Annotated in this window: 20 protein-coding genes; 7 read left to right on the forward strand and 13 right to left on the reverse strand. The window is 72.4% G+C overall.

Annotation, left to right across the window (positions count from 1 at the left end):
- Positions 1–12 precede the first annotated feature (12 nt).
- On the reverse strand, positions 13–1,638 hold the full coding sequence (locus tag JAP66_RS12295; protein WP_199431807.1) for an FAD-binding protein: 1,626 nt from the start codon (positions 1,636–1,638) through the stop codon (positions 13–15).
- A 124-nt stretch (positions 1,639–1,762) separates the two neighbouring features.
- On the opposite strand from JAP66_RS12295, the gene kstD reads away from it, so the two are divergent.
- Genes kstD through chsH3 form a run of 5 tightly spaced genes read left to right on the forward strand, consistent with a single transcriptional unit; the run spans position 1,763 to position 6,784 of the window.
- The gene (gene kstD, locus JAP66_RS12300; protein WP_199431808.1) at positions 1,763–3,463 is read left to right on the forward strand and encodes a 3-oxosteroid 1-dehydrogenase; all 1,701 of its coding nucleotides are present in this window, start codon (positions 1,763–1,765) and stop codon (positions 3,461–3,463) included.
- Positions 3,460–4,593 carry a 3-ketosteroid-9-alpha-monooxygenase, oxygenase component gene (locus tag JAP66_RS12305; protein ID WP_199431809.1) on the forward strand — a complete coding sequence of 378 codons (1,134 nt, stop codon included), beginning with the start codon at positions 3,460–3,462 and terminating at the stop codon, positions 4,591–4,593. The genes kstD and JAP66_RS12305 overlap by 4 nt, the downstream gene beginning before the upstream one ends.
- 2 nt (positions 4,594–4,595) lie before the next feature.
- Positions 4,596–4,856, forward strand: a complete 261-nt coding sequence (locus JAP66_RS12310; RefSeq protein WP_199431810.1) for a hypothetical protein — start codon at positions 4,596–4,598, stop codon at positions 4,854–4,856.
- Positions 4,849–5,898: a ferredoxin--NADP reductase gene (locus JAP66_RS12315; RefSeq protein ID WP_199431811.1), complete on the forward strand. Its 1,050-nt coding sequence runs from the start codon at positions 4,849–4,851 to the stop codon at positions 5,896–5,898. Before JAP66_RS12310 ends, JAP66_RS12315 begins: the two co-directional genes overlap by 8 nt.
- Before the next feature lie 13 nt (positions 5,899–5,911).
- Positions 5,912–6,784 (forward strand): enoyl-CoA hydratase ChsH3, encoded by an 873-nt coding sequence (gene chsH3, locus JAP66_RS12320; protein ID WP_199431812.1) that lies wholly within the window; start codon positions 5,912–5,914, stop codon positions 6,782–6,784.
- An 82-nt stretch (positions 6,785–6,866) separates the two neighbouring features.
- Here chsH3 and JAP66_RS12325 read toward each other — a convergent pair whose 3' ends face one another.
- The 7 genes from JAP66_RS12325 to JAP66_RS12355 all read right to left on the reverse strand — a co-directional run bounded on the left by JAP66_RS12325 (position 6,867) and on the right by JAP66_RS12355 (position 13,835).
- Positions 6,867–7,469: a DUF5134 domain-containing protein gene (locus JAP66_RS12325; RefSeq protein WP_199431813.1), complete on the reverse strand. Its 603-nt coding sequence runs from the start codon at positions 7,467–7,469 to the stop codon at positions 6,867–6,869.
- A 165-nt stretch (positions 7,470–7,634) separates the two neighbouring features.
- Positions 7,635–8,804, reverse strand: coding sequence for a lipid-transfer protein (locus tag JAP66_RS12330; RefSeq protein WP_199431814.1), 1,170 nt, complete (start codon positions 8,802–8,804; stop codon positions 7,635–7,637).
- Entirely contained in the window at positions 8,801–9,199 is a 399-nt protein-coding gene (locus JAP66_RS12335) for a MaoC family dehydratase (RefSeq protein WP_199431815.1), read from the reverse strand. The genes JAP66_RS12330 and JAP66_RS12335 overlap by 4 nt, the downstream gene beginning before the upstream one ends.
- A complete protein-coding gene (locus JAP66_RS12340; RefSeq protein ID WP_199431816.1) occupies positions 9,196–10,119 on the reverse strand; it encodes a bifunctional MaoC family dehydratase N-terminal/OB-fold nucleic acid binding domain-containing protein in 924 nt (307 codons plus the stop codon). Before JAP66_RS12340 ends, JAP66_RS12335 begins: the two co-directional genes overlap by 4 nt.
- On the reverse strand, positions 10,116–11,279 hold the full coding sequence (locus JAP66_RS12345) for an acyl-CoA dehydrogenase family protein (RefSeq protein WP_199431817.1): 1,164 nt from the start codon (positions 11,277–11,279) through the stop codon (positions 10,116–10,118). The genes JAP66_RS12340 and JAP66_RS12345 overlap by 4 nt, the downstream gene beginning before the upstream one ends.
- Positions 11,279–12,349: an acyl-CoA dehydrogenase family protein gene (locus tag JAP66_RS12350; protein ID WP_199431818.1), complete on the reverse strand. Its 1,071-nt coding sequence runs from the start codon at positions 12,347–12,349 to the stop codon at positions 11,279–11,281. The genes JAP66_RS12345 and JAP66_RS12350 overlap by 1 nt, the downstream gene beginning before the upstream one ends.
- An 88-nt stretch (positions 12,350–12,437) precedes the next feature.
- Positions 12,438–13,835 carry a WS/DGAT/MGAT family O-acyltransferase gene (locus JAP66_RS12355; RefSeq protein WP_199431819.1) on the reverse strand — a complete coding sequence of 466 codons (1,398 nt, stop codon included), beginning with the start codon at positions 13,833–13,835 and terminating at the stop codon, positions 12,438–12,440.
- 39 nt (positions 13,836–13,874) lie between these two features.
- On the opposite strand from JAP66_RS12355, the gene JAP66_RS12360 reads away from it, so the two are divergent.
- Positions 13,875–15,110: an alpha/beta hydrolase gene (locus JAP66_RS12360; protein ID WP_199431820.1), complete on the forward strand. Its 1,236-nt coding sequence runs from the start codon at positions 13,875–13,877 to the stop codon at positions 15,108–15,110.
- Here the strand turns inward: JAP66_RS12360 and JAP66_RS12365 are convergent, their stop codons facing one another.
- The 3 genes from JAP66_RS12365 to JAP66_RS12375 form a co-directional block, all read right to left on the reverse strand.
- Positions 15,111–16,271, reverse strand: a complete 1,161-nt coding sequence (locus tag JAP66_RS12365) for an SWIM zinc finger family protein (protein ID WP_307849539.1) — start codon at positions 16,269–16,271, stop codon at positions 15,111–15,113. It lies immediately after the preceding gene.
- A complete protein-coding gene (locus JAP66_RS12370; protein ID WP_199431821.1) occupies positions 16,271–19,042 on the reverse strand; it encodes an SCO1167/SCO6262 family helicase in 2,772 nt (923 codons plus the stop codon). Before JAP66_RS12370 ends, JAP66_RS12365 begins: the two co-directional genes overlap by 1 nt.
- A 94-nt stretch (positions 19,043–19,136) precedes the next feature.
- Complete coding sequence (locus JAP66_RS12375; RefSeq protein WP_199431822.1) at positions 19,137–21,254, reverse strand: acyl-CoA dehydrogenase family protein; 2,118 nt, start codon at positions 21,252–21,254, stop codon at positions 19,137–19,139.
- A gap of 150 nt (positions 21,255–21,404) precedes the next feature.
- Here JAP66_RS12375 and kstR point away from each other — a divergent pair, with 150 nt between their 5' ends.
- On the forward strand, positions 21,405–22,040 hold the full coding sequence (gene kstR / locus JAP66_RS12380; RefSeq protein WP_199431823.1) for a cholesterol catabolism transcriptional regulator KstR: 636 nt from the start codon (positions 21,405–21,407) through the stop codon (positions 22,038–22,040).
- Positions 22,041–22,101: 61 nt separating this feature from the next.
- On the opposite strand, the gene JAP66_RS12385 is transcribed toward kstR, so the two are convergent.
- Together JAP66_RS12385 and JAP66_RS12390 are read right to left on the reverse strand one after the other, a co-directional pair.
- A complete protein-coding gene (locus JAP66_RS12385; protein WP_199431824.1) occupies positions 22,102–23,091 on the reverse strand; it encodes a TIGR03557 family F420-dependent LLM class oxidoreductase in 990 nt (329 codons plus the stop codon).
- Between the two features lie 71 nt (positions 23,092–23,162).
- Entirely contained in the window at positions 23,163–23,993 is an 831-nt protein-coding gene (locus JAP66_RS12390) for an LLM class F420-dependent oxidoreductase (protein ID WP_199431825.1), read from the reverse strand.
- Positions 23,994–24,016: the final 23 nt, after the last annotated feature.

A 24,016-nucleotide genomic window follows, 5' to 3' on the forward strand; every position in this document is an offset into this window, starting at 1 on the left:
ACCCGGCCAAGACTAGAACATGTTCTCGTTTTTGTCACGCGCCAGCGTCCGTGCGCTGTGCCACCCGGCACGGCGCCCGGAGAAGACGCAGTCCGCCAGCGACAGCCCGCTCACGTAGGACCTGGAACAGATCCCCACCGCCGTGCGACCGGCCGCGTAGAGCCCGCCGATCGGCGCTCCGCCCTCGTCGCGGACCTGCCCGCTCTCCTCGTCGACGACGAGCCCGCCGAGCGTCAGCATCGGGCACGGGTAGCCGAGGTTCGGCTTGATCGAGACGTCGATCAGCGAGTACGGCGGCGTTCGCAGCGGCCGGACGAACGCGGCCGGCTTGCCCATCGGGTCCGCTCCCCCGGCGTTGTAGGCCCACACCGTCTCGGCCAGGCCGTCCGGGTCGACACCGGCGAGGCGGGCCACCTCGGGGAGCGTCCCGGCGCTCACGCGGCCCCGGCGCAACAGATACAGGGTCTGCAGCCACTGGAACCACTGGCTTTCGCGGCGCGCCTCCCGCCGCGCCTGCCGCACGATGGCGTCGTCGACGAGCAGCCAGCCACAGCCGCCGTGGCGGACGATCATGGCCTCGCCGACCGCGGCGCCGTACCGCGACTCGTCGATGATCCGCTCGCCTCCGGCGTCGACGAGGACCCCGCCGAGAAACGCGCTCGGCGGGGTGATGAACCGCCACGCCGAGACCCGGTCCAGCTCCGCCGTCGCCGCCCCGGCCCCGGTGCCGAGCCGGATGCCGGAGCCATCGTCGCCCGCGGTGCCGAGCGCGAGGCCGCCCCGGTAGGCGGGCGCGTGCTCGCGGACCATCGCCCGGTCGGCGATGAACCCGCCCGCGGACAGCACCACACCGTGCCGCACGGTGAGCCGCACCTCGCGCGCGTGCGCACGCTCGAGGGCCACCACCCCGCGCTGCAGGAACCTGCGCAGCGCCGGTACGTAGAGTCCCGGCTTGGCCGAGTACCGGCCCAGCACCCGGTGGGCGGTGCGCACCCACGCCGGTGCGCCGCGCAGCGTCGTCACGACCAGGCCGGTGACCGTTCCGTCGTCGCCGACGACGAGCGAGTGTGCGGTGGTCTGCGAGCGCACCCGCACGCCGGCCTGCCGCGCCGCCGCGGCCAGCCGGGCGAACAGCACCGCCCCGGAGGTGCCCTTGCCCTTCACCCGGTGCCCCCTCGCGGCGGGCCTGGCCGCGTCGCAGAAGCCGCCCGCCGCCTCGCTGCCCGAGTAGTACAGGTAGTGGTCGTTGTTCGGGTAGGACGTCTTCACCGGGCACAGGCTGCCCTCGAACGGCACGCCATGCCGTTGCAGCCAGCCGATCATGCCGGTGCTCTCCGCGCAGAAGCGGCGCAGGGTCGCCGCGGAGACCACGTCGCCCACCTCCAGCCGGAGGTACTCGTACATCGCGTCGACCGAGTCGTCCACCCCGGCCTCGCGCTGCTGGTCGGTACCTCCGCCCGCGTACACGACGCCGCCGCTGACCGCGCTCGCGCCTCCGCCGCCGAACCGGTCGACGACCAGCACGTCGGCACCCGCCTCGGCGGCCTCGATCGCCGCGCACGCGCCCGCCGCGCCGAAACCGACGACGATCACGTCGGCGATATCGCCGACATCGGTAACCTCAGTGACCTCTGCCATCTCCGTTGCACGCCTCGCCACACCGCCTACCCTAGAACTGAAACACGTTCTCGTCTATCGTGACTGCAACGGCAGCGAGCAGCAGCGCGAAGACTTATAACTTGTTCCAGGTTTTGGAGGTGGCATGGCTGACGAGGTCGTAGCGGCCGACGTCGTCGTGGTCGGCAGCGGCGCGGCCGGCATGACGGCCGCGCTCGCCGCCGCCCGGCAGGGCCTCGAGGTCGTGCTCATCGAGAAGGCGGCGCGCTTCGGCGGCTCCACCGCCCGCTCCGGCGGAGGCGTGTGGATCCCGAACAACGAGGCCCTGCGCGCCGCCGGGATCGAGGACACGCCCGAGGCCGCCCGGGAGTACCTGGACGCGATCGTCGGCGACGTCGTGCCCGCCGAGCGCCGCGAGGTCTACCTCGCGCACGGCCCCGACGTGGTCGCGTTCGTGCACGAGCACACGCCGCTGCGGCTGGAATGGGTGCGCGGCTACTCCGACTACCACCCCGAGGCACCCGGCGGCCGGGCCGGCGGTCGCTCGGTCGAGCCGAAACCGCTGGACGGCCACGTGCTCGGCGCGGAACTGGCGAACCTGGAGCCGCCCTACAGCGCCCCGCCGCTCGGCGTGCCACTCACCCAGGCCGACTTCCGCTGGCTGAGCCTGATCGCCAGGCACCCGCGCGGGGTGCTGCGGCTGTTGCGGCTCGGCGCACGGGGGCTCGCGGGCAGGCTCACCGGCAAACGCCTGCTGTCGATGGGCCAGGCGCTCTCCGCCGGGCTGCGCGCGGGACTGCAGCGTGCGGACGTGCCCGTGTGGCTGTCCACCCCGATGACCGGGCTGCACACCGAGGACGGCGTGGTCACCGGCGTGTACGCCGAGCGCGCCGGACAGCGGACGCTGCTCCGCGCGCGACGCGGGGTCGTGCTCGCCTCCGGCGGCTTCGAGCACAACGACGAGCTGCGCCGCAAGTACCAGCGCCCGCCGATCGGCACCGACTGGACCGTGGGCGCCGAGGCCAACACCGGTGACGGCATCACCGCAGGGCTCGCCCTCGGTGCGGCCACGGACCTGATGGACGACGCCTGGTGGGGCCCTTCGATTCCGCTCACCGGCGGGCCGTGGTTCGCGCTGGCCGAACGTTCCCGCCCCGGCTGCCTCATGGTGAACGCCCGCGGCGAGCGGTTCGTCAACGAGTCGGCGCCCTACGTCGAGGCGGTGCACGCGATGTACGGCCCCGGCGACGGGCCTGCCCGCAACATCCCGACCTGGCTGGTGTTCGACCAGCGCTACCGCAACCGGTACATGTTCACCGGGCTCGGTCCGCGCCAGCCGCTTCCCGGGCGCTGGTTCAAGGCCGGGATCGCGGCCAAGGCGGACACGCTGGCCGCGCTCGCCGAGCGCATCGAGGTGCCCGCCGACGCGCTGACCGCCACGGTCGAGCGGTTCAACGCCTTCGCGCGGACCGGCACCGACGAGGACTTCGGGCGCGGGCGCAGCGCCTACGACCACTACTACGGCGACCCCCGCAACCGGCCGAACCCGAGTCTGGGAGCGCTGGAGCTCGCCCCGTTCTACGCCGTCAAGATCGTGCCGGGCGACCTCGGCACGAAGGGCGGGCTGCGCACGGACGTGCACGCCCGCGTGCTGCGCGAGGACGGCACGGTGATCGAGGGACTGTACGCGGCGGGCAACGCCAGCGCCGCCGTGATGGGCCGGACCTACGCCGGTCCCGGCGCGACGATCGGGCCGGCGATGGTCTTCGGCTACCTTGCGGCACAGCACATCGCCGCCAAGAATCGCAGGCACGCCACGGCACAGCAAGCTGGAGGTACGCAATGACGCAGGCAGAAGCCGTTCGCACGATCGACGCGGGCGCGCCGCCGGCCAGGTTCGCCCGCGGCTGGCACTGTCTCGGGCTGGCCGAGCACTTCAAGGACGGCAAGCCGCACGCGATCAACGCCTTCGGCACGAAGCTCGTGGTGTTCCAGGGCGAGGACGGCGGCCTCAACGTGCTCGACGGATACTGCAGGCACATGGGCGGTGATCTCACCCAGGGCACCGTCAAGGGCAACGAGATCGCCTGCCCGTTCCACGACTGGCGCTGGAGCGGCAGCGGCAAGTGCGTCTCGATCCCCTACGCCAAGCGGGTTCCGCTGCGGGCGCGCACGAAGTCGTGGACCACCCTCGAGGAGAACAAACAGCTGTTCGTGTGGAACGACCCGGAGGGCAACCCGCCTCCGGAGGACGTGGTGATCCCCCGTATCGAGGGTGTGTTCAACGGCGAGTGGAGCAACTGGACCTGGGACTCGGTGCTGATCGAGGGCGCCAACTGCCGGGAGATCGTGGACAACGTCGTCGACATGGCCCACTTCTTCTACATCCACTTCGCCTTCCCGACGTACTTCAAGAACGTCTTCGAGGGGCACATCGCGACGCAGTACCTGAACACCAAGGGCCGCCCGGACGTCGGCATGGCGTCGAACTACGGCGGCGAGGAGAACCTGCTCCGCTCGGAGGCGTCGTACTTCGGGCCGTCCTACATGATCAACACGCTGCTCAACACCTACAAGGGCCTCGAGATCGAGAACGTGCTGATCAACTGCCACTACCCGGTCACGGAGAACTCGTTCGTGCTGCAGTGGGGCGTGATCGTGAAGAAGCTGCCGGGCGTGTCCGACGAGCAGGCGGACAAGATCGCGGGCAAGTTCGCCGAGAGCATCGGCACCGGGTTCATGCAGGACGTGGAGATCTGGAAGAACAAGACGCGCATCGACAACCCGTTGCTCTGCGAGGAGGACGGGCCCGTCTACCAGCTCCGGCGCTGGTACGACCAGTTCTACGTCGACGCCGCCGACGTGACCGAGGACATGACGCGGCGCTTCGAGTTCGAAGTGGACACCACGCGGGCGAACGAGGTCTGGGCAAAGGAAGTGGAAGAGAACCTCGCCCGGCAGCAGGCCGAGGTGTGACCGTGCTCGCCGAACGAGACGAGTTCCTCACCTCGGGGCTGCGCCCGCTGTCCTGCCGCTCCTGCGGGACCAGGGTGCTGGTGAAGAAGAACAGCCCGCAGCACACGAGCATCCAGTGGACCACCGACGCCGCCACGAGCTGCCCGGTGCTCGCCGAGCGGGCGGCGGGCGGTGTGCATCCGGCACTGCTCGACACGTGCGAGCGGCTGAGCGAGAGCATCGCCGAGGCCGCGTGTGAGGGATGGCTCACCGGCGATGGTTGAGATCACCTCGTACGTGCTGCGAGTGTCCGAAGTGGTCGCCGAGACCGCGGACGCCTGCTCGGTCGTGTTCGACGTGCCGCCCGGCCTGGACTACCGGCCTGGCCAGTTCCTCACCGTGCGGGTACCCAGTGACCGGTGCGGCTCGGTGGCCCGCTGCTACTCGATGTCCAGCTCGCCGCACGAGGACGACAGGCCGCGGATCACCGTCAAGCGCACCGTGGACGGGTACGCCTCGAACTGGATCTGCGACAACGTGCGGGCGGGCAGCGAGCTGGAGGTGCTTGCGCCGAGCGGCGTGTTCACGCCGTCGTCGCTGGACGCCGACCTGCTGCTGTTCGCCGCGGGCAGTGGCATCACGCCGGTGCTGTCCATCGTGCGCTCGGTGCTGGCCGCGGGCTCCGGCCGGGTGATGCTGGTGTACGCCAACCGGGACGAGAACTCGGTGATCTTCGGCCGGGTATTGCACGAGCTGGCCACCAAGCACCCGGACCGGCTCGTCGTCCTGCACTGGCTGGAGACGCTGCAGGGGCTGCCGACGGCCGACCATCTGCGCGCGCTGGCCGCCCCATTCGCCGAGCGGGAGGCGTTCGTCTGCGGACCGCGGCCGTTCATGTCGGCGGCCACCACGGCGCTGAAGTCGCTCGGCCTGCCCCGGGCGCGCATCCACACCGAGAAGTTCGTCTCCCTCGGCGGGAACCCTTTCGAGCAGGCGAGACCGGTCGAGCCGAGCGCGGAGCCCGGCACCGACGGCGCCGAGGGCACGGCCGAACCCGCCCGCCTGACCGTCGCGCTGGACGGTGCCGAGCACACGTTCGACTGGCCGCGCGGGCAGAAGCTGCTGGACTTCCTGCTCGACCGCGGCCTGGACGCGCCGTTCTCCTGCCGCGAGGGTCAGTGCAGCGCGTGCGCTTGCCGCATCACCTCCGGTGAGGTGAAGATGCTGCACAACGAGGTCCTGGAGACCGAGGACATCGACGAGGGGATCGTGCTGGCGTGCCAGTCGATGCCGGTCACCGACGAGGTCTCGGTCAGCTACGAGTGAGGGAGCCACCCGCATGCCCATCGACGTGCAGACCGCCATCGGGGCCGATCTCGGTGAGACGACGTTCGGCTGGACGGCCTCCGACGTCCTGCTCTACCACCTCGCGCTCGGCGCGGGTGATCCTCCGACCGACCCGCGCGAGCTGCGCTACGTCTACGAGAGCGGCCTGCGGGTGCTGCCGACGTTCGCGACGGTGGCGCCCAACTTCCGTACCTTCGAGCCGCCCGCGGTGTCGTTTCCCGGCATCGACATCGACCTCGCCAAGGTGGTCCACGGCACCCAGGAAGTCGTCGTGCACCGGCCGATCCCGGTCGAGGGGAAGGCGGTGGCCCGCTCCCGCATCACCGACGTGCTCGACAAGGGCAAGGCCGCGGTGATCCGCCAGGAGACCGAGGTGACCGATCCGTCCGGCGATCCGTTGTGGACGGCCCGGTCGAGCATCTTCGCCCGCGGCGAGGGCGGCTTCGGCGGTGAGCGCGGCACCTCCGACCGCGTCGAGCTGCCGGACCGGGAGCCGGACTTCGTCCTCGATACGCCGACACTTCCGCAGCAGGCGCTGCTGTACCGGCTCTGCGGCGACCGCAACCCGCTGCACGCCGACCCGGAGTTCGCCCGCGCGGCCGGGTTCGACCTACCGATCCTGCACGGCCTGTGCACCTACGGCATCGTCGCCAAGGCCGTCACCGATGCGCTCCTGGACGCCGACGTGACCCGCGTAGGCGCCTGGTCGGCGAAGTTCGCCGGGATCATGCTGCCGGGCGAGACGCTGCGCACCCGGGTGTGGCGCGACGGCGACCGGCTGCTCGTCACCGCGTGCTCGCTCGACCGCGGTGAGGCCCCGGTACTCTCCGACGCCGTCCTCCACCCCGCCCAGCTTCTGCCATGAACACTGTTTCCGCAGGTCACCGGTCGTGAGTGCGTAACAGTGTTCTAACTCGCGTGCGCACTCACGAGAGGTGACCAGGCGCTCAGAGGCCCGTCGCGAACATGTAGCCCATGCCGAGGCCCATCACCGTCCGGCACACGGTCCGGGAGGCGAACCCGGCGGGCATCGTGGCCATGCCGTCGGTGCGCGCCGCCCGGAACGCCCGCACCGCCGAGTGCGTCCCGTCGACCGCGAAGTACACCGCCGCCAGTGCCGCCACCACCGGCCAGGCCAGCGTCACGGACGCGTCGGCGGTGGACATCGCGGGCCACGGCCCGTGCCCGGCCTCGTCGTGCGGCATGGCCGCCAGCATGTAGAGCATTCCCAGTGACGCCACCGCATGATGCAGGTGGCAGCGCCGGCACACCCCCTGCCAGGCGGGCGCCCGGCGCCAGAGTGCTGCGGCGAGGAACCACGCCCCGGTGAGCAGGAACAGCGCCTGCCAGCCCGCCGTGGGCACCGGAGCGCCGACCGGTGAGGCCATCGCCACCATCGCCAGCGCCATCAGCAGCCCCGCCAGGTCCACCTGCCGGAGCCCGCTGCCGAGCCGCGGGTAGTCGAGCCGGACCAGCCTGCTCAGGCACGGGACGCTCAGCAGGAGGAAGGCACCGGTGAGAATCCACGCCACGACCACCGGGATGTGCATTCCAGCCTCGCTCGGCGTCCGGGGAGAACGTCTCGATCACCGTGGCAGACGCCGCCACCCCCCACCAGCCGTCAAGCAGGTGATCCCACTCCCGCCCCCGCCGTCGCAAGCCCAATGTGGCATTCGGTGCGTTCAACGCGACCGGTGCCGCATCGGGGAGGTCGTTCAGGACGCCGCGAGGACCAGACCGCTGGTGGGCACGCCGGTGCCCGCGGTCACCAGCACGTGACGGACGCCGCCGACCTGGTTCACCGCGCTGCCGCGGATCTGCCGCACGGCCTCGGCGATGCCGTTCATCCCGTGGATGTAGGCCTCCCCGAGCTGACCGCCGTGCGGGTTGAGCGGCAGCGCGCCGTCGAGGCCGAGGGCACCGTCGCGGACGAAGTCCTTCGCCTCACCGCGCCCACAGAAACCCAGCTCCTCCAGCTGCATCAGGACATAGGGCGTGAAGTGGTCGTAGAGCACGGCCACGTCGACGTCCGCCTGGGTGATCCCGGCCTGCCGCCACAGCTGCCCGCCGACCACGCCCATCTCGGGCAGCGCCGCGAGGTCGTCCCGGTAGTAGCTGGTCATGATGTACTGGTCCGGCCCGCTGCCCTGCGCCGCCGCCGCGATCACCGCAGGTGGACGTGGCAGGTCGCGAGCCCGCTCGGTGCTCGTGACCACCAGTGCGACGCCGCCGTCGCTCTCCTGGCAGCAGTCGAGCAGGTGCAGCGGTTCGGCGACCCAGCGTGATGCCTGGTGCTCCGCGAGGGTGATCGGCTGGCCGAAGAACCATGCGTTCGGGTTGGTCGCGGCGTGCTCGCGGTCGACCACGGCAACCCGGCCGAAGTCCTCGCTCGTCGCGCCGTAGGTGTGCAGGTAACGCTGCGCCACCATCGCCACCGTCGCCGCCGGGGTCGCCAGGCCCATCGGATAGTGGAAGGCGTTGTCCACGCCGGAGGTGTTCACCTGCTGGGCGGCGGCTCCCGAAACCTGGCCGAACCGGTGCCCGGAGCGCTCGTTGAACGCCCGGTAAGCCACCACCACGTCGGCCACCCCGGTCGCCACGGCCATCGCGGCCTGCTGCACCGTGGCGGCCGCCGCTCCCCCGCCGTAGTGGACGCGGCTGAAGAACGACAGCTCCGGGATGCCCAGCTCGCGGGCGACCGCGATCTCGGCGTTGCCATCCATCGTGAACGTGACAAGTCCGTCCACATCGGACGGCTTGAGGCCGGCGTCGGCCAGCGCGGCGCTCACGGCTTCGGCGGCGAGTCGCAGTTCGCTGCGGCCGGAGTCCTTGGAGAACTCGGTGGCGCCGATGCCCGCGATCGCCGCCTTTCCCGGCAGTGTCATGCGGGCCCTCCCGGCAGGGTGACCCGGACCGTGCCGGAGACGTGGTCGCCGAGGCCGCCGGTGCCGGTGACGGCGATGTCCGCGTCCGCACCGTCGCGGCCGGTGACCCGGCCGGTGAAGGTGAGCGTGTCGTAGGCGTAGCACGGCACCCCGAGCCGGATCCGGATCGACCTGATCAGCGCCTCCGGCCCCGCCCAGTCGGTGACGAACCGCTGGACCAGGCCGGTGTCGGTCAGGATGTTGACGAAGATGTCCTTCGAGCCACGCGCCACGGCCGCGTCACGGTCGTGGTGCACGTCCTGGAAGTCGCGCGTGGCGATGGCCGTGCTCACGACGAACGTCGGCGTGATCTCGATGCTCAGCTGCGGCAGCTCGGTGCCGACCCCGGCGTTCATGACCGCACCTTCCACGCAGGCAACGTGAGCTCGTCGTCCACCCGCACGAAGCTCACCTCGACCGGAAGTCCTATGTAGACGTCCTCCGGCCCGGCGTCGAGCAACTCGCCCAGCATCCGCACTCCCTCGTCCAGCTCGACGAGCGCCACGACGAACGGGGGGCGCTTGCCGGGCACCTTCGGATGGTGATGGACCACGTAGCTGTAGACCGTGCCGGTCCCGTTGGCCACGACGTGGTCCGGCTTCGCGGCGAGGTCGCCGTTGGGTGCCACCGGCCCTGGCGGATGCCGCAGCGTGCCGCCGCCCCACCGCTGGATGCGCAGCTCACCCACCCTGGTACCCGCCCAGAAGAACTCGGTGTCCCTGCTGATCACCGGCCGCAGGACCGCGGCCGGATCGGGCGCCGGCGCAGGTTCGCCCGCGGGGCGGAACTTCAGCACCCGGAACATCATCTCGGCGACCGGCTCGCCTGCCACCGACCAGGTGGTGCGCGTCGTGACGAACCAGCCCTCACCGAGTGCCGTGCGCTTCGGGCCCACGACGCCCTCCAGCCGCGTCGATGCCGCCACGTGCTCGCCGTGGCGCAGGTAGCGGTGATAGGTCTGCTCCGAGTCGGTCGCGACGACCGAGGTGTAACCCGCCTCGTCCAGCACGGACATCATCGCGCCGAGCGGGTCGTCGTCGGCGCGCGTGCCGTGCAGGCCGTTCATGGTCCACACCTGCGCCATCGCGGGCGGTGCGACCAGGCCACCGTGCACGGAGCCGCGCGCGAACTCCGGGTCGGTGTAGGCCGGGTTGCCGTCGCCGAGCGCCTCCACCCAGTTGTTCACCATCGCCTGGTTCACCGGGTCACGCGCGAGGCGGGCTCGCGATTCTCCTTGTGCGGCAATATGTTTCGCCGCTTCTTCGATGCCTCTCATCGAGGCACCCTCGGCAGCTCCAGACCGAACATGGCGATCAGCTCCCGCTGGATCTCGTTGACACCACCGCCGAAGGTCAGCACGAGGTTGCGCTTGGCGAGCACGTCCAGCCATTCGGCCAGCTCGCCGGTCGCCGGATCGGCCGGATCCCCGTGCCTGGCGACGATCTCCTCCAGCAGCCGGCTCGCCCGCTGGATCCGCTCCGATCCGAACACCTTGGTCGCGGACGCGTCGGCCACCGCACCGGGCTCGGACGCCGTCACCTGCCAGTTGAGCAGCTCGTTGATCCGGGTCACCGCCAGTGTCTCGCCGAGCGCGCGCCGCACGTCGGGCAGGTCCAGCAGCGGGGTCCCGGCCGGGGTCTTGCGGGTGGACGCCCACTCGCGCACCCGGTCGTACAGGCCGCCGATCCGGCCGGCGGGCCCGAGCATCACGCGTTCGTGGTTGAGCTGGGTGGTGATCATCTTCCAGCCACGGTTCTCCTCGCCCACCAGCATGTCCGCCGGTACCCGGACATCGGAGTAGTAGGTGGCGTTGACGTGGTGCGCCCCGTCGCAGGTGATGATCGGCGTCCACGAGTAGCCGGGGTCGGTGGTGTCGACGATCAGGATCGAGATGCCCTTGTGCTTGGGCGCCCCGGGATCGGTGCGCACGGCGAGCCAGACGAAGTCGGCGTCGTGCCCGCCCGTCGTGAAGATCTTCTGGCCGTTGACCACGTACTCCCCGCCCCGCCGCACCGCGGATGTGCGCAGCGAAGCCAGGTCGGTGCCCGCCTCCGGTTCGCTGTAGCCGATCGCGAAGTGCACCTCCCCGGCGAGGATCCGCGGCAGGAAGCGGGATTTCTGCTCCGCGGTACCGAACTGCTGCAACGTCGGGCCGACCGTCTGCAGCGTCACCGAGGGCAGCTGGACATCTGCCCTGGCCGCCTCGTCGGCGAAGAGATGCTGCTCGACCGGGCCAAGGCCACGCCCGCCGTACTCGACGGGCCAGCCGAGGCCGAGCCAGCCGTCGCGGCCCATCCTGCGCACGATCTCGCGGTACACCGGCCCGTGCCGCTCGCGCAGCATCGCCCTGCGCTCCTCCGGCGAGACCAGCCCGGCGAAGTAGCGGCGCAGCTCGTCGCGCAGCGCCCGCTGCGCCGAGGTCAGTTCCGGGTACATCACGCACCTCCCACGAGCTCGCCGAGCCGGTCCAGCCGCGTCGCCGCTCCGCCCACGGCGCGTGCCAGGTCCTTGACCAGCGAGGAGTAGCGGTGCAGCGGGTAGTCGGCGTCGACGCCGAGACCGCCGTGCAGGTGATGGCAGGCGGCCATGGCGCGCGGCGCCTCCTCGGCCAGCCAGTAGGCCGCGATGTCCAGTTCGCCGTCGGGGTCGAGGCCGGAGGCCAGCCGCCACGCGGCGCTCAGGGCCGCGAGGTGCACGGTGCGCGAGGCGATGTAGACATCGGCGATCTCCTGGGCCACCGCCTGGAAGGTCGCGAGCGGGCGGCCGAACTGCTCCCGGGTACCGAGGTGACCGGTGGTCAGGGCGAGAGCACCGGCGAGGGCGCCGTCACCGAGCGCCACCGCCCCGGCGAGGGCGTAGCGGTGCAGCACCGCGACCGACTCGCCGGGCACGCGGGTGTCGAGCAGGCCGGACTCCGCGACCGGCGCGCCGGTGAGGCGCATCGTGTACTCGGGGGCACCGGTCGCGGTACGGGTGGCGGTCAGCGTGACCCCCGCCCCGGCCGGGTTCACGAGGAACACGCCGGTGCCGCCGGGCATCGAGGCGGGTACGAGGACGCGCCGCGCCGTGGCGGCGTACGGCACCGCCGTCTTGACGCCGGTCAGCAGCCAGTCGCCCGATCCGCCGGTGGCGGTGGTCGCCGGACGGGTGGTGAGCGGGTCGGACGGTTCGTGCAGCGCCGCGGTGAGTACGGCGTCACCGCAGGAGACGTCGGGCAGCAGCTCCGCGCGCTGGTCGGCGCCCCCGAGGTGCTCGACGGGCAGCACGCCGAGCGCCAGCGTCGCCAGCGCGGGCAGCGGTGCGGCCGCGCGGCCGACCTCGGTGAGCACCACCGCGACCTCGGCCACGCCGAGACCGTCCCCGTCCAGTTCGGCGGGCAGCGCCAGCGACAGCAGACCGGCCTTGGCGAGCGCGCGCCAGGCCGCGTCCGGCTCACTCTCCCGGCGCAGGACGTCGGCCGTGAGTCCGGCGATCGCCTGCTGGTCCTCGTCGAGGATGAAGTCCACGCGCACCCCTCGCCTGTGCCCAATACTGAAACCTGTTCTAGTCTTAACCACAACAGGCGATCACGGCAACCCCCTGACTCGTGACCGGTCAGCTCGCAGGGCGTGCGTCGAGGAGTTCCTGGAGGGCTTCGGGCATGGCGTCGGCGAGCGGCCACAGATCTGTAACAAGTTCTCGTGCGCCGAGCAGCCCGACGTTCACCCGGCCGTCGTTGGACAGCACGGTGACGTTCAACCCGGCGCCGTGGAACACCGGACCGAGCGGGTACAGCCCGGTGACGCGCGCGCCGAGTAGGTACAGCGGCATGGGTGGCCCTGGCACGTTGGAGATGATCAGGTTGTGGATCACCGCGTGCCGTTCCGCGAGCCGCAGCGCCGAGTACGCGCGTACCGCGAGTCCGAAGCTGGTCGCGGCCGCGAACTGCGCCCAGTCCTGGAGCATGTCGGCGTCGATCGTGCGGTGGTGCGCCTTCGAGCGCCGGTTGTTCTCGGCGATCATGAAGACGCGCGCCGCCGGATCGGCCAGGTGCGTGGGCAGCGACGCGAAGAACGCCGAGATCTTGTTGCTGCCGCCGGCCCGGCTGCTCCGCCCGTGCACCGACACCGGCACGGTCGCCACCAGCGGGTCTTTCGGCAGCTCGGCCCGCGCGGTGAGGAACCGCCGCAGCGCCCCGGCGCACATCGCCAGCACGACGTCGTTGACGGTGACGCCGAAGGCGTCCTTCACCGCCTTGACACCGGCCAGGTCCACCTGGGTGTAGGCGACGGCGCGATGGCCCGTGATGGTCCCGTTGAACGAGATCCGCGGTGCGGTGAACGGTGTCGCCATGCCCTTGCCCTGCAGCGACCTGCCCACCCACCTTGGCGCGATCGTGAGCAGGCCGGGCAGCAGGCGCGCCATCTCCACCGGCCGCCGCGCGACGGCCAGCGTGCTGCGCCGGAGCATGTCCAGCGGTCGCGGCGGCGCCGGGGTGGTCCTGGCGCCGGGCCCCGGGTCCGGCGGTGGCGAGTCCGGTTCGGTTCCGGTCAGGTAGGTCAGCAGGCTAGCTCCGCTCACCCCGTCGACGCTGGCGTGGTGCATCTTCACCAGCACGGCGACGCCACCGTTGTCGAGTCCCTCGATCACGTGCATGTCCCAGAGCGGGCGGGAGCGGTCGAGCGGCTGGCCCGCGATATGCGCGCACAGCTCGGCGAGCTCCGCCCGGCCGCCCGGGGGTGGCACCGCGATCTGGTGCACGTGATGGTCGAGATCGAAGTCCTCGTCCTCGACCCACACCGGGTGGTTCAGGTTCAGCAGCGAGTTGTGCAGCCTGCGCCGGAACGGCGGCGCGAGCGCCACCCGTTCCGCCAGCCCGGCCTTGAGCTTCGCGAAGTCGTACCCGCCGGGCACGGTCGCCGGGTCGACGGTGACCAGCGCGCACACGTGCAGCAGCTGCGCGGACGTCTCCAGGTAGAGGAAACTCGCGTCGAGGCCACTGAGTTGCTGCACGTGGTCAAGGGTAGGCGAGCACGTGGCTACCCTCAGGCCATGCACCCGAGCTTCCGGACCCGCAGGGCACTGCAACTCGCGCTGACCGCCAACGCCCTGCGCCCACTGCGGGGCGCGCGGACGTCGATCCCCGCGTTCTTCGCCGGCTGGCTCACCGCCGAGCTGGCACCGCACCTGCTCGCGCTGACGGCCGCCGACACCGCCGCGCACCTCGCCCGCCGGGGCCCGCCCCGGGCGGACCGCGTGGGCATGGCGATGTCGGCCGTCTCGGCCGCGGGTCTCGGCACGCTCATCCGCACGGCACAGCGTGCACACGGCGCGGTCGAGCACGCGCTGACCGAGACCCTCGGCCCCGGCTACGACAAGGACCTGGAACACCCACCGGACCCCGCCGACCTCGCCACCCCGTGGGGCCAGCTCGTGCTGCCGTTCCGGATGCGCAACCCGTACGTGCGGCGGGACCGGGACATCGCCTACGCCGACGGCGGCAAACGGTTCCTGCTCGACGTCCACCGGCCGCGCGAACCCGTGTCCGGCAGGCCCGTGCTGCTCCAGGTCCACGGTGGCGCGTGGATTATCGGCAACAAGGACGAGCAGGGCATCCCGCTGATGCAGCACATGGCGCAGCGCGGCTGGATCTGCGTCGCGATCAACTACCCCCTCTCCCCCGCCGCCCGCTGGCCCGAGCACATCATCGCCGCCAAGCGGGCGCTCGGCTGGATCCACGACAACATCGCCGGCTACGGAGGAGATCCCACGTTCGTCGCGGCGACCGGCGGCTCGGCGGGCGGGCACCTGGCCGCGCTGCTCGCGCTCACCCCCGGCGACGCCGCGCTACAGCCGGGCTTCGAGGACGCCGACACCAGCGTGCAGGCCTGCGTACCCCACTACGGCGTCTACGACTTCGCCGCGACCAGCGGGTCGCGGGCGAGCACGCTGCGGCTGCACCGGCTGCTGGCCCGCTATGTCGTCGGCAAGGACCCGGCGGAGTTCCTCGACGACTACGTCGCCGCCTCACCGCTGGACCGGATCAACGAGAAGGCGCCACCGTTCTTCGTCGTCCACGGCGAGCAGGACACGCTGGTGCCCGCCAGGGAGGCGCGGGAATTCGTGCGCAGGCTCCGGGAGGTGTCGGCGAACCCGGTGCCCTACGCCGAGATCCCCGGTGCCCAGCACGCGTTCGACATCTTCCCTTCGATCCGCAGCGCGCACGTGGTCCGCGGGGTCGAACGGTTCCTGGAGTGGGCGTACGCGCACCGGCTCGTTCAGTCCTGATCAGTCCTGATCGGCCAGCAGGTCCAGGGGCCGCCGCGCGCCCGGCCCGGTCAGCACCCAGCCGCCGCCTGCCCGGCGGAACCGGTACCACCGGCCGTCCGCGCCGAACCGTAGCTGTACCGGGCCGCGGGTGACGCGGTTGCGCCACACCGTCGTCGTCCCGGGCAGCCCCGACTCGGCGAGCTCGGCCCTGGCCTCGGCGATCGGCGCGGGCGGAGGCCGCCAGGCGGTGCCGGTGACGGCGAGCCCGCCCGCGCCACCCGCGCGCCACGCCGCGGCCCGGCGCGCGAGTTCGCGCGGTGTGACCCCGGCGGCCGCGGCGAGTCCGGCAAGCCCTTCCAGCGGCTGGCCGGCGGCCCGGCGGGCGAGGTCCTCCTCGGCCGTCAGCGCGAGGCCGGCGCCGCCACCGCGCAGCAGCTCCCATGCCCGGGCCGCGGCGTCCGCGGCGAGCTCCGCCAGCGCCTGCCCGCACAGCTCCGAGGCGGGCGGCGGATCGCTGGGCAGCACGGCGGGCCGTCCCGCCGCGAGCGGCGCCGCGGGCCGGGCGGGCAGCGGCCCCGGCACGCGCGCGAACGCCTCGCGGGGCGCGAGCCCCCGCTCGGCTCCCGGCGCGGCACCCGCACCGGCCGGCCGGCCGCGACGCGCCCGCAGTTCCGCGAACAGCTCGTCGCGGCCGCGGCCGCGCAGCAGGAACAGCACGAACGGGTCGGCGTCCACCTCGTCGGCGACCAGGTAGCAGACCGCGGCGGCGTGCTTGCACGGGTTGGCCGAGTCGGGGCACGAACAGCGCGGCCGCAGGTCGCCCGGTCCGGGCAGCAGGTCGGCTCCGGCGGCCCGCGCGTGCTCGGCGAGGTCGGGAGGCAGCTCCGCGTCGAGCAGCGCTGCGGCGTAGCCCGCCTGCCAGGAGATGGTGCCGAGCAGGACGTCCCACTGGTCGTCGGCGAACCGGTGCACGCCCACGGTGACGCGGTACGGCGTGGCCCTGCTGCCGCGCACCCGCGCCGAGATCCGCCCCGGCTCGACGGTGAGGGCGCCGACCTGGTCCTTGCGCGCGTAGGTCCGGCCCCTCGGCAGGCGGTTCGGGTCGAGGCTGGCCCGGTCCTCCAGCGCCCGCACCCAGGACCGCCCCCACCAGGTGCCGCCGAAGTTCCGCCTGGGCATCAGCGCCCGCCCAGCCGCACCAGGTCGGTGATCTCGGCATCGGAGAGCTCGGTGATCCAGTCCTCCCCCGCGCCGACGACGGCCTCGGCGAGGCCCCGCTTGGCCTCCAGCACCGTCGCGATCCGGTCCTCGAGAGTGCCCTCGGCGATCAGCCGGTGCACCTGCACCGGCCGGTCCTGGCCGATGCGGTACGCGCGATCGGTCGCCTGGTCTTCCACCGCCGGGTTCCACCAGCGGTCGTAGTGCACGACGTGCGTCGCCCTGGTGAGGTTGAGGCCGACGCCGCCCGCCTTGAGGGAGAGCAGGAAGACGGGCACGGCACCGCTCTGGAACCGCTCCACCATCTCCTCGCGCCGCCGCGGCGTGGTCGAGCCGGACAGCAGCTGGGTGGGCACACCACGGTCGGCGAGCCGGGCCTCGAGCAGCCGGCACAGCCGCACGTACTGGCTGAACACGAGCACGGACTCGCCCTCGTCGACGATCACGTCGAGCAGGTCCTCGAAGGCGGCGAGCTTGCCCGAGCGCCCCGCCAGCGGCGCCCGCTGCTTGAGGTACTGGGCGGGATGGTTGCAGATCTGCTTGAGCTCGGTGAGCAGCTTCAGCACCTGCCCGCGTCGCTGGATGCCGTGCGCCTCCCGGATGGCGGCGAGGTTCTCGCGCACCACCGCCTCGTACAACGTCGTCTGCTCGGCGGTCAGCGGCACGAACCGGTCGGTCTCGGTCTTGCGCGGCAACTCGGGCGCGATGTCCGGGTCGGTCTTGCGGCGCCGCAACAGGAACGGGCGCACCGCCGCCGCGAGCCGCTCGGTCGCGGCCGCGTCGGCGTCCCGCTCCACCGGCCTGGCGAGGGTGCGACGGAAGTGCTGCAGCGAGCCCAGCAGGCCCGGGGTCGTCCAGTCCAGGATGGACCAGAGTTCGGTGAGCCGGTTCTCCATCGGCGTCCCGGTCAGCGCCACCCGCGCGGCGGCCGGGATGCGGCGCAGCTGCGTGGCGGTGACCGAAAGCGGGTTCTTCACGTGCTGCGCCTCGTCGGCCGCGACGAGGCCCCAGCTCACCTCGGCCAGCCCGGTCCGGTCCCGGCGAAGCACGCCGTAGGTGGCGAGCACCACCTCGTCGGGCGCCACGTCGTCGAGGTGGCGGCCACCGCCGTGGAAGCGGCGCACCGGCACTTTCGGCGCGAACCTCGCGAACTCGCGTTCCCAGTTGCCCAGCAGCGAGGTGGGGCACAGCACGAGTGTCGGTCCCGCCGCGAGCGGCCGCCGGTGCAGGTGCAGCGCGATCAGCTGCACGGTCTTGCCGAGCCCCATGTCGTCGGCGAGGCAGCCGCCGAGCCCCAACCCGGTCATTCTCGCCAGCCAGCCGAGCCCCGCCCGCTGGTAGGGCCGCAGCGTGGCCTGCAGGTCGGTGTCCGGCTCGACGGCTTCCGCCGCCGCCCCGCGCAGCCCGTCGAGCAGCTCGGCGAGCGCGTCCGGCGGGGCGAAGTCCACCTGCTCGCCGTCGAGGTCCAGCGACCCGGTGAGGGCCGCCCGCAGGGCCTCGGCACCGCTCAGCGTCTCCGGCGCGCTCCCCTGCGCGCCGCGCAGTTTCGCCAGCAGGCCCGGGTCGGCCCTGACCCACTGCCCGCGCAGCCGCACCAGCGGCCGCTTGGCCTCGGCGAGGGCGGTCACCTCCTCCTCGGTGAGCTCCCGGCCGCCGAGGGTCAGCTGCCAGCGGAACCTCAGCAGCTCGGTCAGCGCGAAGGCCGGGCCGGACTCGCTGCCCGGCGCGCGGGTGGCGCCGGCGCGTACCTCGAGGTCGTCGGCGAACAGGCCTTTCGGCCAGAGCACCTCGATACCCGCGCCGCCGAGTGCCGCGCTGCCGTTCTCCAGCAGGTCCACGACCTCGTCGTCGGCGAGGGTGAGCACCGTGGGCGCGGCCGCGCGCAGCGTGCGTTCCAGCGGCGGCCACGCCCGCGCACCGCGGCGCAGGCCGAGCAGCAGCTGGGCCTCGGCCTGCTCACCGAAGCGGGACAGAACGGCGGCGGACGCCGTCCAGAGCGTCTCCGCGTCGACCACGAGGCTCGGGTCGGCGACGCTGCGCAGGGCGAGCACTCCGGCGAACCCGTCGTCCCTCGGCTCGACACGCAGTTGCAGCTGGGCACCGGCGGAGCTGTGGTCGTCCTGTTCGGACAGCCAGCTCGCGTCCGCGGCCGCCAGCGGCAGGGCACGGGGGGCGGCGAACGGTGCGGCACCGGGGGTCAGGTCCGCGGCGGGTGTGCGGACCAGCAGGTCGGCCGTGGCGTCCCAGAGCGCGCGGATCAGCGACTGCGGCGAGTGCAGGCGGATGCGCTTGACCCCGGAGATCGGCAGCGCGTGCGCCTCCGGCGGCAGGGCTGCGGCGAGGTCGCGCAGCAGCAGCTCGTCGGCCGTGTCCAGCGGGCCGACGCGCCAGGCACCCAACCCGCCGGGGCTCACGGCGGGCCGGAGCCTGCCGCGGGCGATCAGGTTCAGCCCGGCGTTGACGGCGGCCGACCAGGCGCGCACGCACGCTCCGGCGGCACCGGCATTCCCCGCGACACCGGCGACACCGGCGTCGGTGGAGAGCAGGGCCGGCAGCGCGTCGGCGAGCGGGAGAACCCGCGCGTCGACCCTGGTCCGCCGGTAGGTGCTGCCCGCGGGCAGCACGAGCTCCACGGGCGTGTCGCCCGCGATGTCGCCCCACAGCGCGAGGGCGCCCTCCCGCGGCGGGTCGGCGGGAAGGTAGGTGGCCAGGGTGGCCGGTCCGAACTCCACGCGGCCAACGATATGGCAGCACCCCGACAACCTCCCGACCCAGCGTGGCTCGTGAGTGCGCACGCGAGTTCTAACTCGTGTGCGCACTCACGAGTCAGTCTCGCGGCAGGTTCAGGAGGCGTTCGCCCACCAGGTTGAGCAGCACCTGCGTGGTGCCGCCCGCGATGCTCAGGCAGCGGGAGAGCAGGAACTCGTGCCGCACCTCGTCCGCCTCCGGCTCCCCCGCCATCGCGCCGGCCGGGCCGAGCGCGTCGAGCGCGACCTCCGCCACGGCCTGCCGGTGCCGCACGCCCATCAGCTTGCGCACGCTCGACTCCGCCCCCGACTCTCGGCCGCCGAGCCGGTTCAGCGTCGCCCGCAGTTCGAGCACCGACGCCGCCGACCCGTGCACCACCAGCCCGCCGAGCCGTTCCGCGTCCAGCTCCGCATGCCGTTCGAGCAGCCGCTCGACCCCCTCGCCGACCGAGGAGCCGCCGCTGAGCGCGACCCGTTCGTCGGCCAGCGTGGAGCGCGCCAGCCGCCAGCCACCGTTGACCTCGCCGACCACCGCATCGTCGGGAACGAACACGTCGTCGAGGAAGACCTCGTTGAACACCGACTCTCCGGTGATCTCCCGCAACGGCCGGATGTCGATGCCCGCGCTGTGCATGTCCACGAGGAAGTAGGTGATGCCGCGGTGCTTCGGCGCGTCCGGGTCGGTGCGGGCGAGACAGATCGCCCAGTCCGCCTCGTGCGCGAGCGAGGTCCACACCTTCTGGCCGGTGAGCCGCCAGCCGCCGTCCACCCGCCGCGCCCTCGTGCGCAGCGAGGCCAGATCGGAGCCGGCCCCGGGTTCGCTGAAGAGCTGACACCAGGTGATCTCACCGCGCAGGGTGGGGCCGACGAAGCGGTCCTGCTGCTCGGCCGAGCCGTGCCGCAGGATCGTCGGCGCTGCCCACCCGCCGATCACCAGGTAGGGCCTGCGGATACCGGCGCGGCTCAGCTCGGCGTCGATCACGAGCTGCCGCGCCGGGGAGGCACCGAGCCCGTACGGCTTCGGCCAGTGCGGCACGAGATAGCCGGTCTCGGCGAGCCTGGCGCGCCGCCGCTCCGGTTCCAGCGCCGCGATCTCGGTGGCCACGCGCCTGGCCTGCCCGGCGAAGCCGTCGTCGCCGTAGGCGGCCAGGTCCACGTCGAGGCGCCGCCGCGTGCCGCCGCGCGTGAGCTCGGCGGCACGGCGCCGCCAGCGTGCCGACCCGCCGAGCAGCTGCCGCAGCGACACCGCACGCCGCAGGTACCGGTGCGCGTCGTGCTCCCAGGTGAAACCGATCCCGCCGAGCACCTGGATGCAGTCCTTCGCGTTGTCCACCGCGGCGTCGAGCGCGCCACCGGCGGCGACGGCCGCGGCGAGCGCGTGCTGGCCGGGATCGTCGTCCGCGGCGCGGGCCGCGTCCCAGGCCAGAGCGGCGGCGAGCTCGGCGCGGCAGAGCATCTCCGCGCAGAGGTGCTTGACCGCCTGGAAGGAGCCGATCGGGCGGCCGAACTGCTCACGTACCTTCGCGTGCTCACTCGCCGTCCGGACGCACCACGACGCGACCCCGGCGGCCTCGGCGGCGGCAAGCGTCGCGGCCAGCTCCGCCACCGGCATCCCGGGCAGCAGTTCCTGTGCGGGCACGGCCGTGTCGTCGAGCTCGACGGTCGCCAGCTCGCGCGAGTGGTCGAACGGTGTGCCCGGGACGACGCGGGCCCGGCCGGGCGGCAGCGCGAACCACACCCGCTCGGCACCGGCCTTGGCGGCCAGGAGCAGGTGGGCGTCGTCGGCGGCATCCGGCACCGGACCCGTGCGGCCGGACACCACCAGTCCGCCGTCCGGTGTCCTCGTGGCCCGCAGTCCGCCCGCGTCGAATGCCACGGCGGCATGAGCGGAGCCCTCGGCCAGCGCCGGTACCAGCTCCTTGGCCACCGGCGAGTCCGGCACGCGGGACAGCGCAAGGCCCGCCAGCAGGCTGCCGAACAGCGCGCCCGGCACGAGCGCCGTGGCGGTCTCCTCGACCCCGGCAGCGAGCTCGGCCACCCCCGCGCCCGCGCCGCCCAGTTCCGTCGGCACGGCGATCGCGAAAAGGCCGATCCCGGCGAGGCCGGTCCGCTCGTCCGCGCCCGGCCGCCGGCCGGCGGCCCAGTCCCGGATCGACTCGGCCAGTGCATGCTGCTCATCGGTGATCGCGATCGGCATGGGCTTGCCTCCAGTACGAACGGCTGCCAGCGCACCCACTATAGAACGTGTTTCAGTTTTGCACGCAAAACCCCAGCCGACGGCACCGCATAACGTTAGGTACGCTACGGATGCGAAGTGGAACAGGTTCTGCGATCAAGGGGAATGCCGATGGCAAGCAAGCCCAAGGCGCCGGCCCAGGGCAAGGCCCGCGGAGGCACCCTGAGCACGATCGGCGACGGGGAGCTCGGGTCGGCCGCACAGCGTGACCGGCGCAAGCGCATCCTCGACGCCACGCTCGCGCTCGCCGCCAAGGGCGGCTACGACGCGGTGCAGATGCGGGCCGTCGCCGAACGCGCCGACGTCGCCCTCGGCACCCTCTACCGCTACTTCCCCTCCAAGATCCACCTGCTCGTCTCGGGCCTGGCGCGTGAGTTCGAACAGGCGCAGGACAAGCTCGACCGCGGCTCGATCCCCGGCGACACGCCGACCGAACGGCTGCTGTTCGTCCTCGGCCGCAACACCCGGCTGATGCAGCGCGACCCGCATCTGACCGAGGCGATGGTGCGGGCGTTCATGTTCGCCGACACCACCGCGGCCGCCGAGGTGGAGCTGGTCGGCCGCCTCATGGAGAGCATGTTCGCCAAGGCGATGGGCATCGACGACCCGACCGAGCACGACCGCGCGGTCTTCCATGTGATCGCCGACGTGTGGATGGCCAACCTGGTGGCCTGGGTGACCCGGCGCGCGTCGGCCACCGACGTCGCCAACCGCCTCGAACTCTCGGTGCACCTGCTGCTCGACTAGGGACCCTCGTGAGTGCGCACGCGAGTGAGAACTCGTGCAGCCACTCACGACGGTCGCGGGCTCAGGCGGTGAGCTTGGGCAGCACGTCCCGGCCGAAGACCTCGAGCCACTCCTCCTGGTTGCGGCCCACGTTGTGCACGTAGATGCGGTTGAAGCCGGCGTCGACGAACTTCTGCAGCGCCGCGCGGTGCACGTCCGGGTCCGAGGAGACCACCATGCGGCCCTCGAAGTCCTCGGGCCGGACCAGCTTGGCCATCTGCTCGAAGTCGAACGGCGAGCGGACGTCGGCCTTCGGGAACTTCATCCCGCCGTTCGGCCACTGCTCCAGCGCGTTCTTCCAGGCCTCGTCGTCGGTCGCGGCCCACGACAGGTGCACCTGCAACAGCTTCGGCATGGCGTCCGGGTCCTTGCCCGCCTTCCGCGCCCCCTTGCCGAAGTTGTCCAGGATGCCGGCGAGCTTCTCCAGCGAGGCGCCGGGCGTGATCAGCCCGTCGGCCAGCTCGCCGGTCTTGCGGGAGGTGTACGGGCCCGCCGAGGCGATGTAGACCGGCGGTGGCGCGTCCGGCAGGGTCCACAGCCGCGTGGTGTGCAGCTTGAAGAACTCACCGCTGTGCTTGACATCCTTGCCGCTGAACAGCTTGTTGATGATCTCCAGCGCCTCGAACATCCGGCGCACCCGCTCGGGCGCCTCCGGCCAGTAGCCGCCGACGATGTGCTCGTTGAGTGCCTCGCCCGAGCCGATGCCCAGCCAGGTCCGCCCGGGGTAGGTGGCCTCCAGCGTCGCGGCGGCCTGCGCGACCATCGCGGGATGCTGCCGGAACGACGGGCAGGTCACACCGGGACCGAGGTCACCGGTGGTGTTCTCGGCGAGCGAGGCCAGCACGCTCCACACGAACGAGGCCTCACCCTGCGCCGGTACCCACGGCTGGAAGTGGTCGGCGGCCATCTGCCCGGAGAACCCGTGCCGCTCGGCCAGCGCGGCGAGCTGCACGGACTCCCTCGGCGCGAACTGCTCGAGCGCGGCCGCGATGCCGATCTGGACTTCACTCACGAACTGCTCCACCCTTCTGCGTGCCCCGGTTGCCTCCGCTGCTCAACCTACCCCCGGGACCGCCGCGCAGGTCATCGATGCCGTTCCATGATCGCCGCGAGCTCGTCCAGCCTGCGCAGCGTCTCGCTCTCCGGCTTCGTGCCGAGCAGGAAGGTGACCCGCTCGACACCGGCGTCGGCCCAGCGGGCGATCCGCTCCTCGTCGCGGCCGGCGCCGAAGATGCTCACGGGCAGGCCGGGCCTGCCCTGTTCGGCGAGCCGGTCACGGACCCGGTTGATCTCGTCGGGCTCGGTGTGCGGCCGGGGCAGCCAGCCGTCGCCGTGCTCGGCGAGCCGGGCGAGCGCGGCCGGGCTCTCCCCGCCGATGTAGATGGGCGGGTGCGGCCGCTGTACCGGCTTCGGCCACGAGAACGCCGGGCCGAACTCGACGTGCTTGCCGTGGAACTCCGCCTCGTCCCGCGTCCAGATCGCCTTCAGGGCCTGCAGCTGCTCGTTCAGCAGCGCGCCGCGGGTGCGCGGGTCGGTGCCGTGGTCGCGCATCTCCTCGCGGTTCCAGCCCACCCCGACGCCGAAGAGGAACCGGCCACCGGAGAGCAAGTCCAGGCTGGCGACCTCCTTGGCGGTGTGGAAGACGTCGCGCTGGATCAGCAGGGCGACCCCGGTGCCGAGCAGCAGCCGCTCCGACGCCGTCGCGGCCGCCGTCAGCGCGACGAACGGGTCGAGCGTGCGGTAGTACACCCGGGGCATCTCGCCGCCGCCCGGGTAGGGCGTCTCCCTGCTGGCGGGGATGTGCGAGTGCTCGGCGAGGAAGAGCGAGTCGAAGCCACGCTCCTCCAGCGCACTGGCCAGCGCGTCCGGCCGGATGCCCTCATCGGTCACGAAGGTGGAGATCCCGAACTTCATATGATCTTCGAACCCGCGAACCC

Source organism: Qaidamihabitans albus, from assembly GCF_016464705.1.
GTDB lineage: Bacteria > Actinomycetota > Actinomycetes > Mycobacteriales > Pseudonocardiaceae > Qaidamihabitans > Qaidamihabitans albus.

Excerpts from the sequence above, each read along its gene's own strand:
- JAP66_RS12390 (WP_199431825.1), bottom strand. The coding sequence starts at position 23,993 with ATGAAGTTCGGGATCTCCACCTTCGTGACCGATGAGGGCATCCGGCCG.
- JAP66_RS12315 (WP_199431811.1), top strand. The coding sequence starts at position 4,849 with ATGGTTGAGATCACCTCGTACGTGCTGCGAGTGTCCGAAGTGGTCGCC.
- JAP66_RS12375 (WP_199431822.1), bottom strand. The coding sequence starts at position 21,254 with ATGCCGATCGCGATCACCGATGAGCAGCATGCACTGGCCGAGTCGATC.
- JAP66_RS12340 (WP_199431816.1), bottom strand. The coding sequence starts at position 10,119 with ATGAGAGGCATCGAAGAAGCGGCGAAACATATTGCCGCACAAGGAGAA.
- JAP66_RS12360 (WP_199431820.1), top strand. The coding sequence starts at position 13,875 with ATGCACCCGAGCTTCCGGACCCGCAGGGCACTGCAACTCGCGCTGACC.
- JAP66_RS12365 (WP_307849539.1), bottom strand. The coding sequence starts at position 16,271 with ATGCCCAGGCGGAACTTCGGCGGCACCTGGTGGGGGCGGTCCTGGGTG.
- JAP66_RS12325 (WP_199431813.1), bottom strand. The coding sequence starts at position 7,469 with ATGCACATCCCGGTGGTCGTGGCGTGGATTCTCACCGGTGCCTTCCTC.
- JAP66_RS12335 (WP_199431815.1), bottom strand. The coding sequence starts at position 9,199 with ATGAACGCCGGGGTCGGCACCGAGCTGCCGCAGCTGAGCATCGAGATC.
- JAP66_RS12305 (WP_199431809.1), top strand. The coding sequence starts at position 3,460 with ATGACGCAGGCAGAAGCCGTTCGCACGATCGACGCGGGCGCGCCGCCG.
- JAP66_RS12345 (WP_199431817.1), bottom strand. The coding sequence starts at position 11,279 with ATGTACCCGGAACTGACCTCGGCGCAGCGGGCGCTGCGCGACGAGCTG.
- JAP66_RS12295 (WP_199431807.1), bottom strand. The coding sequence starts at position 1,638 with ATGGCAGAGGTCACTGAGGTTACCGATGTCGGCGATATCGCCGACGTG.
- kstD (WP_199431808.1), top strand. The coding sequence starts at position 1,763 with ATGGCTGACGAGGTCGTAGCGGCCGACGTCGTCGTGGTCGGCAGCGGC.
- chsH3 (WP_199431812.1), top strand. The coding sequence starts at position 5,912 with ATGCCCATCGACGTGCAGACCGCCATCGGGGCCGATCTCGGTGAGACG.
- JAP66_RS12330 (WP_199431814.1), bottom strand. The coding sequence starts at position 8,804 with ATGACACTGCCGGGAAAGGCGGCGATCGCGGGCATCGGCGCCACCGAG.
- kstR (WP_199431823.1), top strand. The coding sequence starts at position 21,405 with ATGGCAAGCAAGCCCAAGGCGCCGGCCCAGGGCAAGGCCCGCGGAGGC.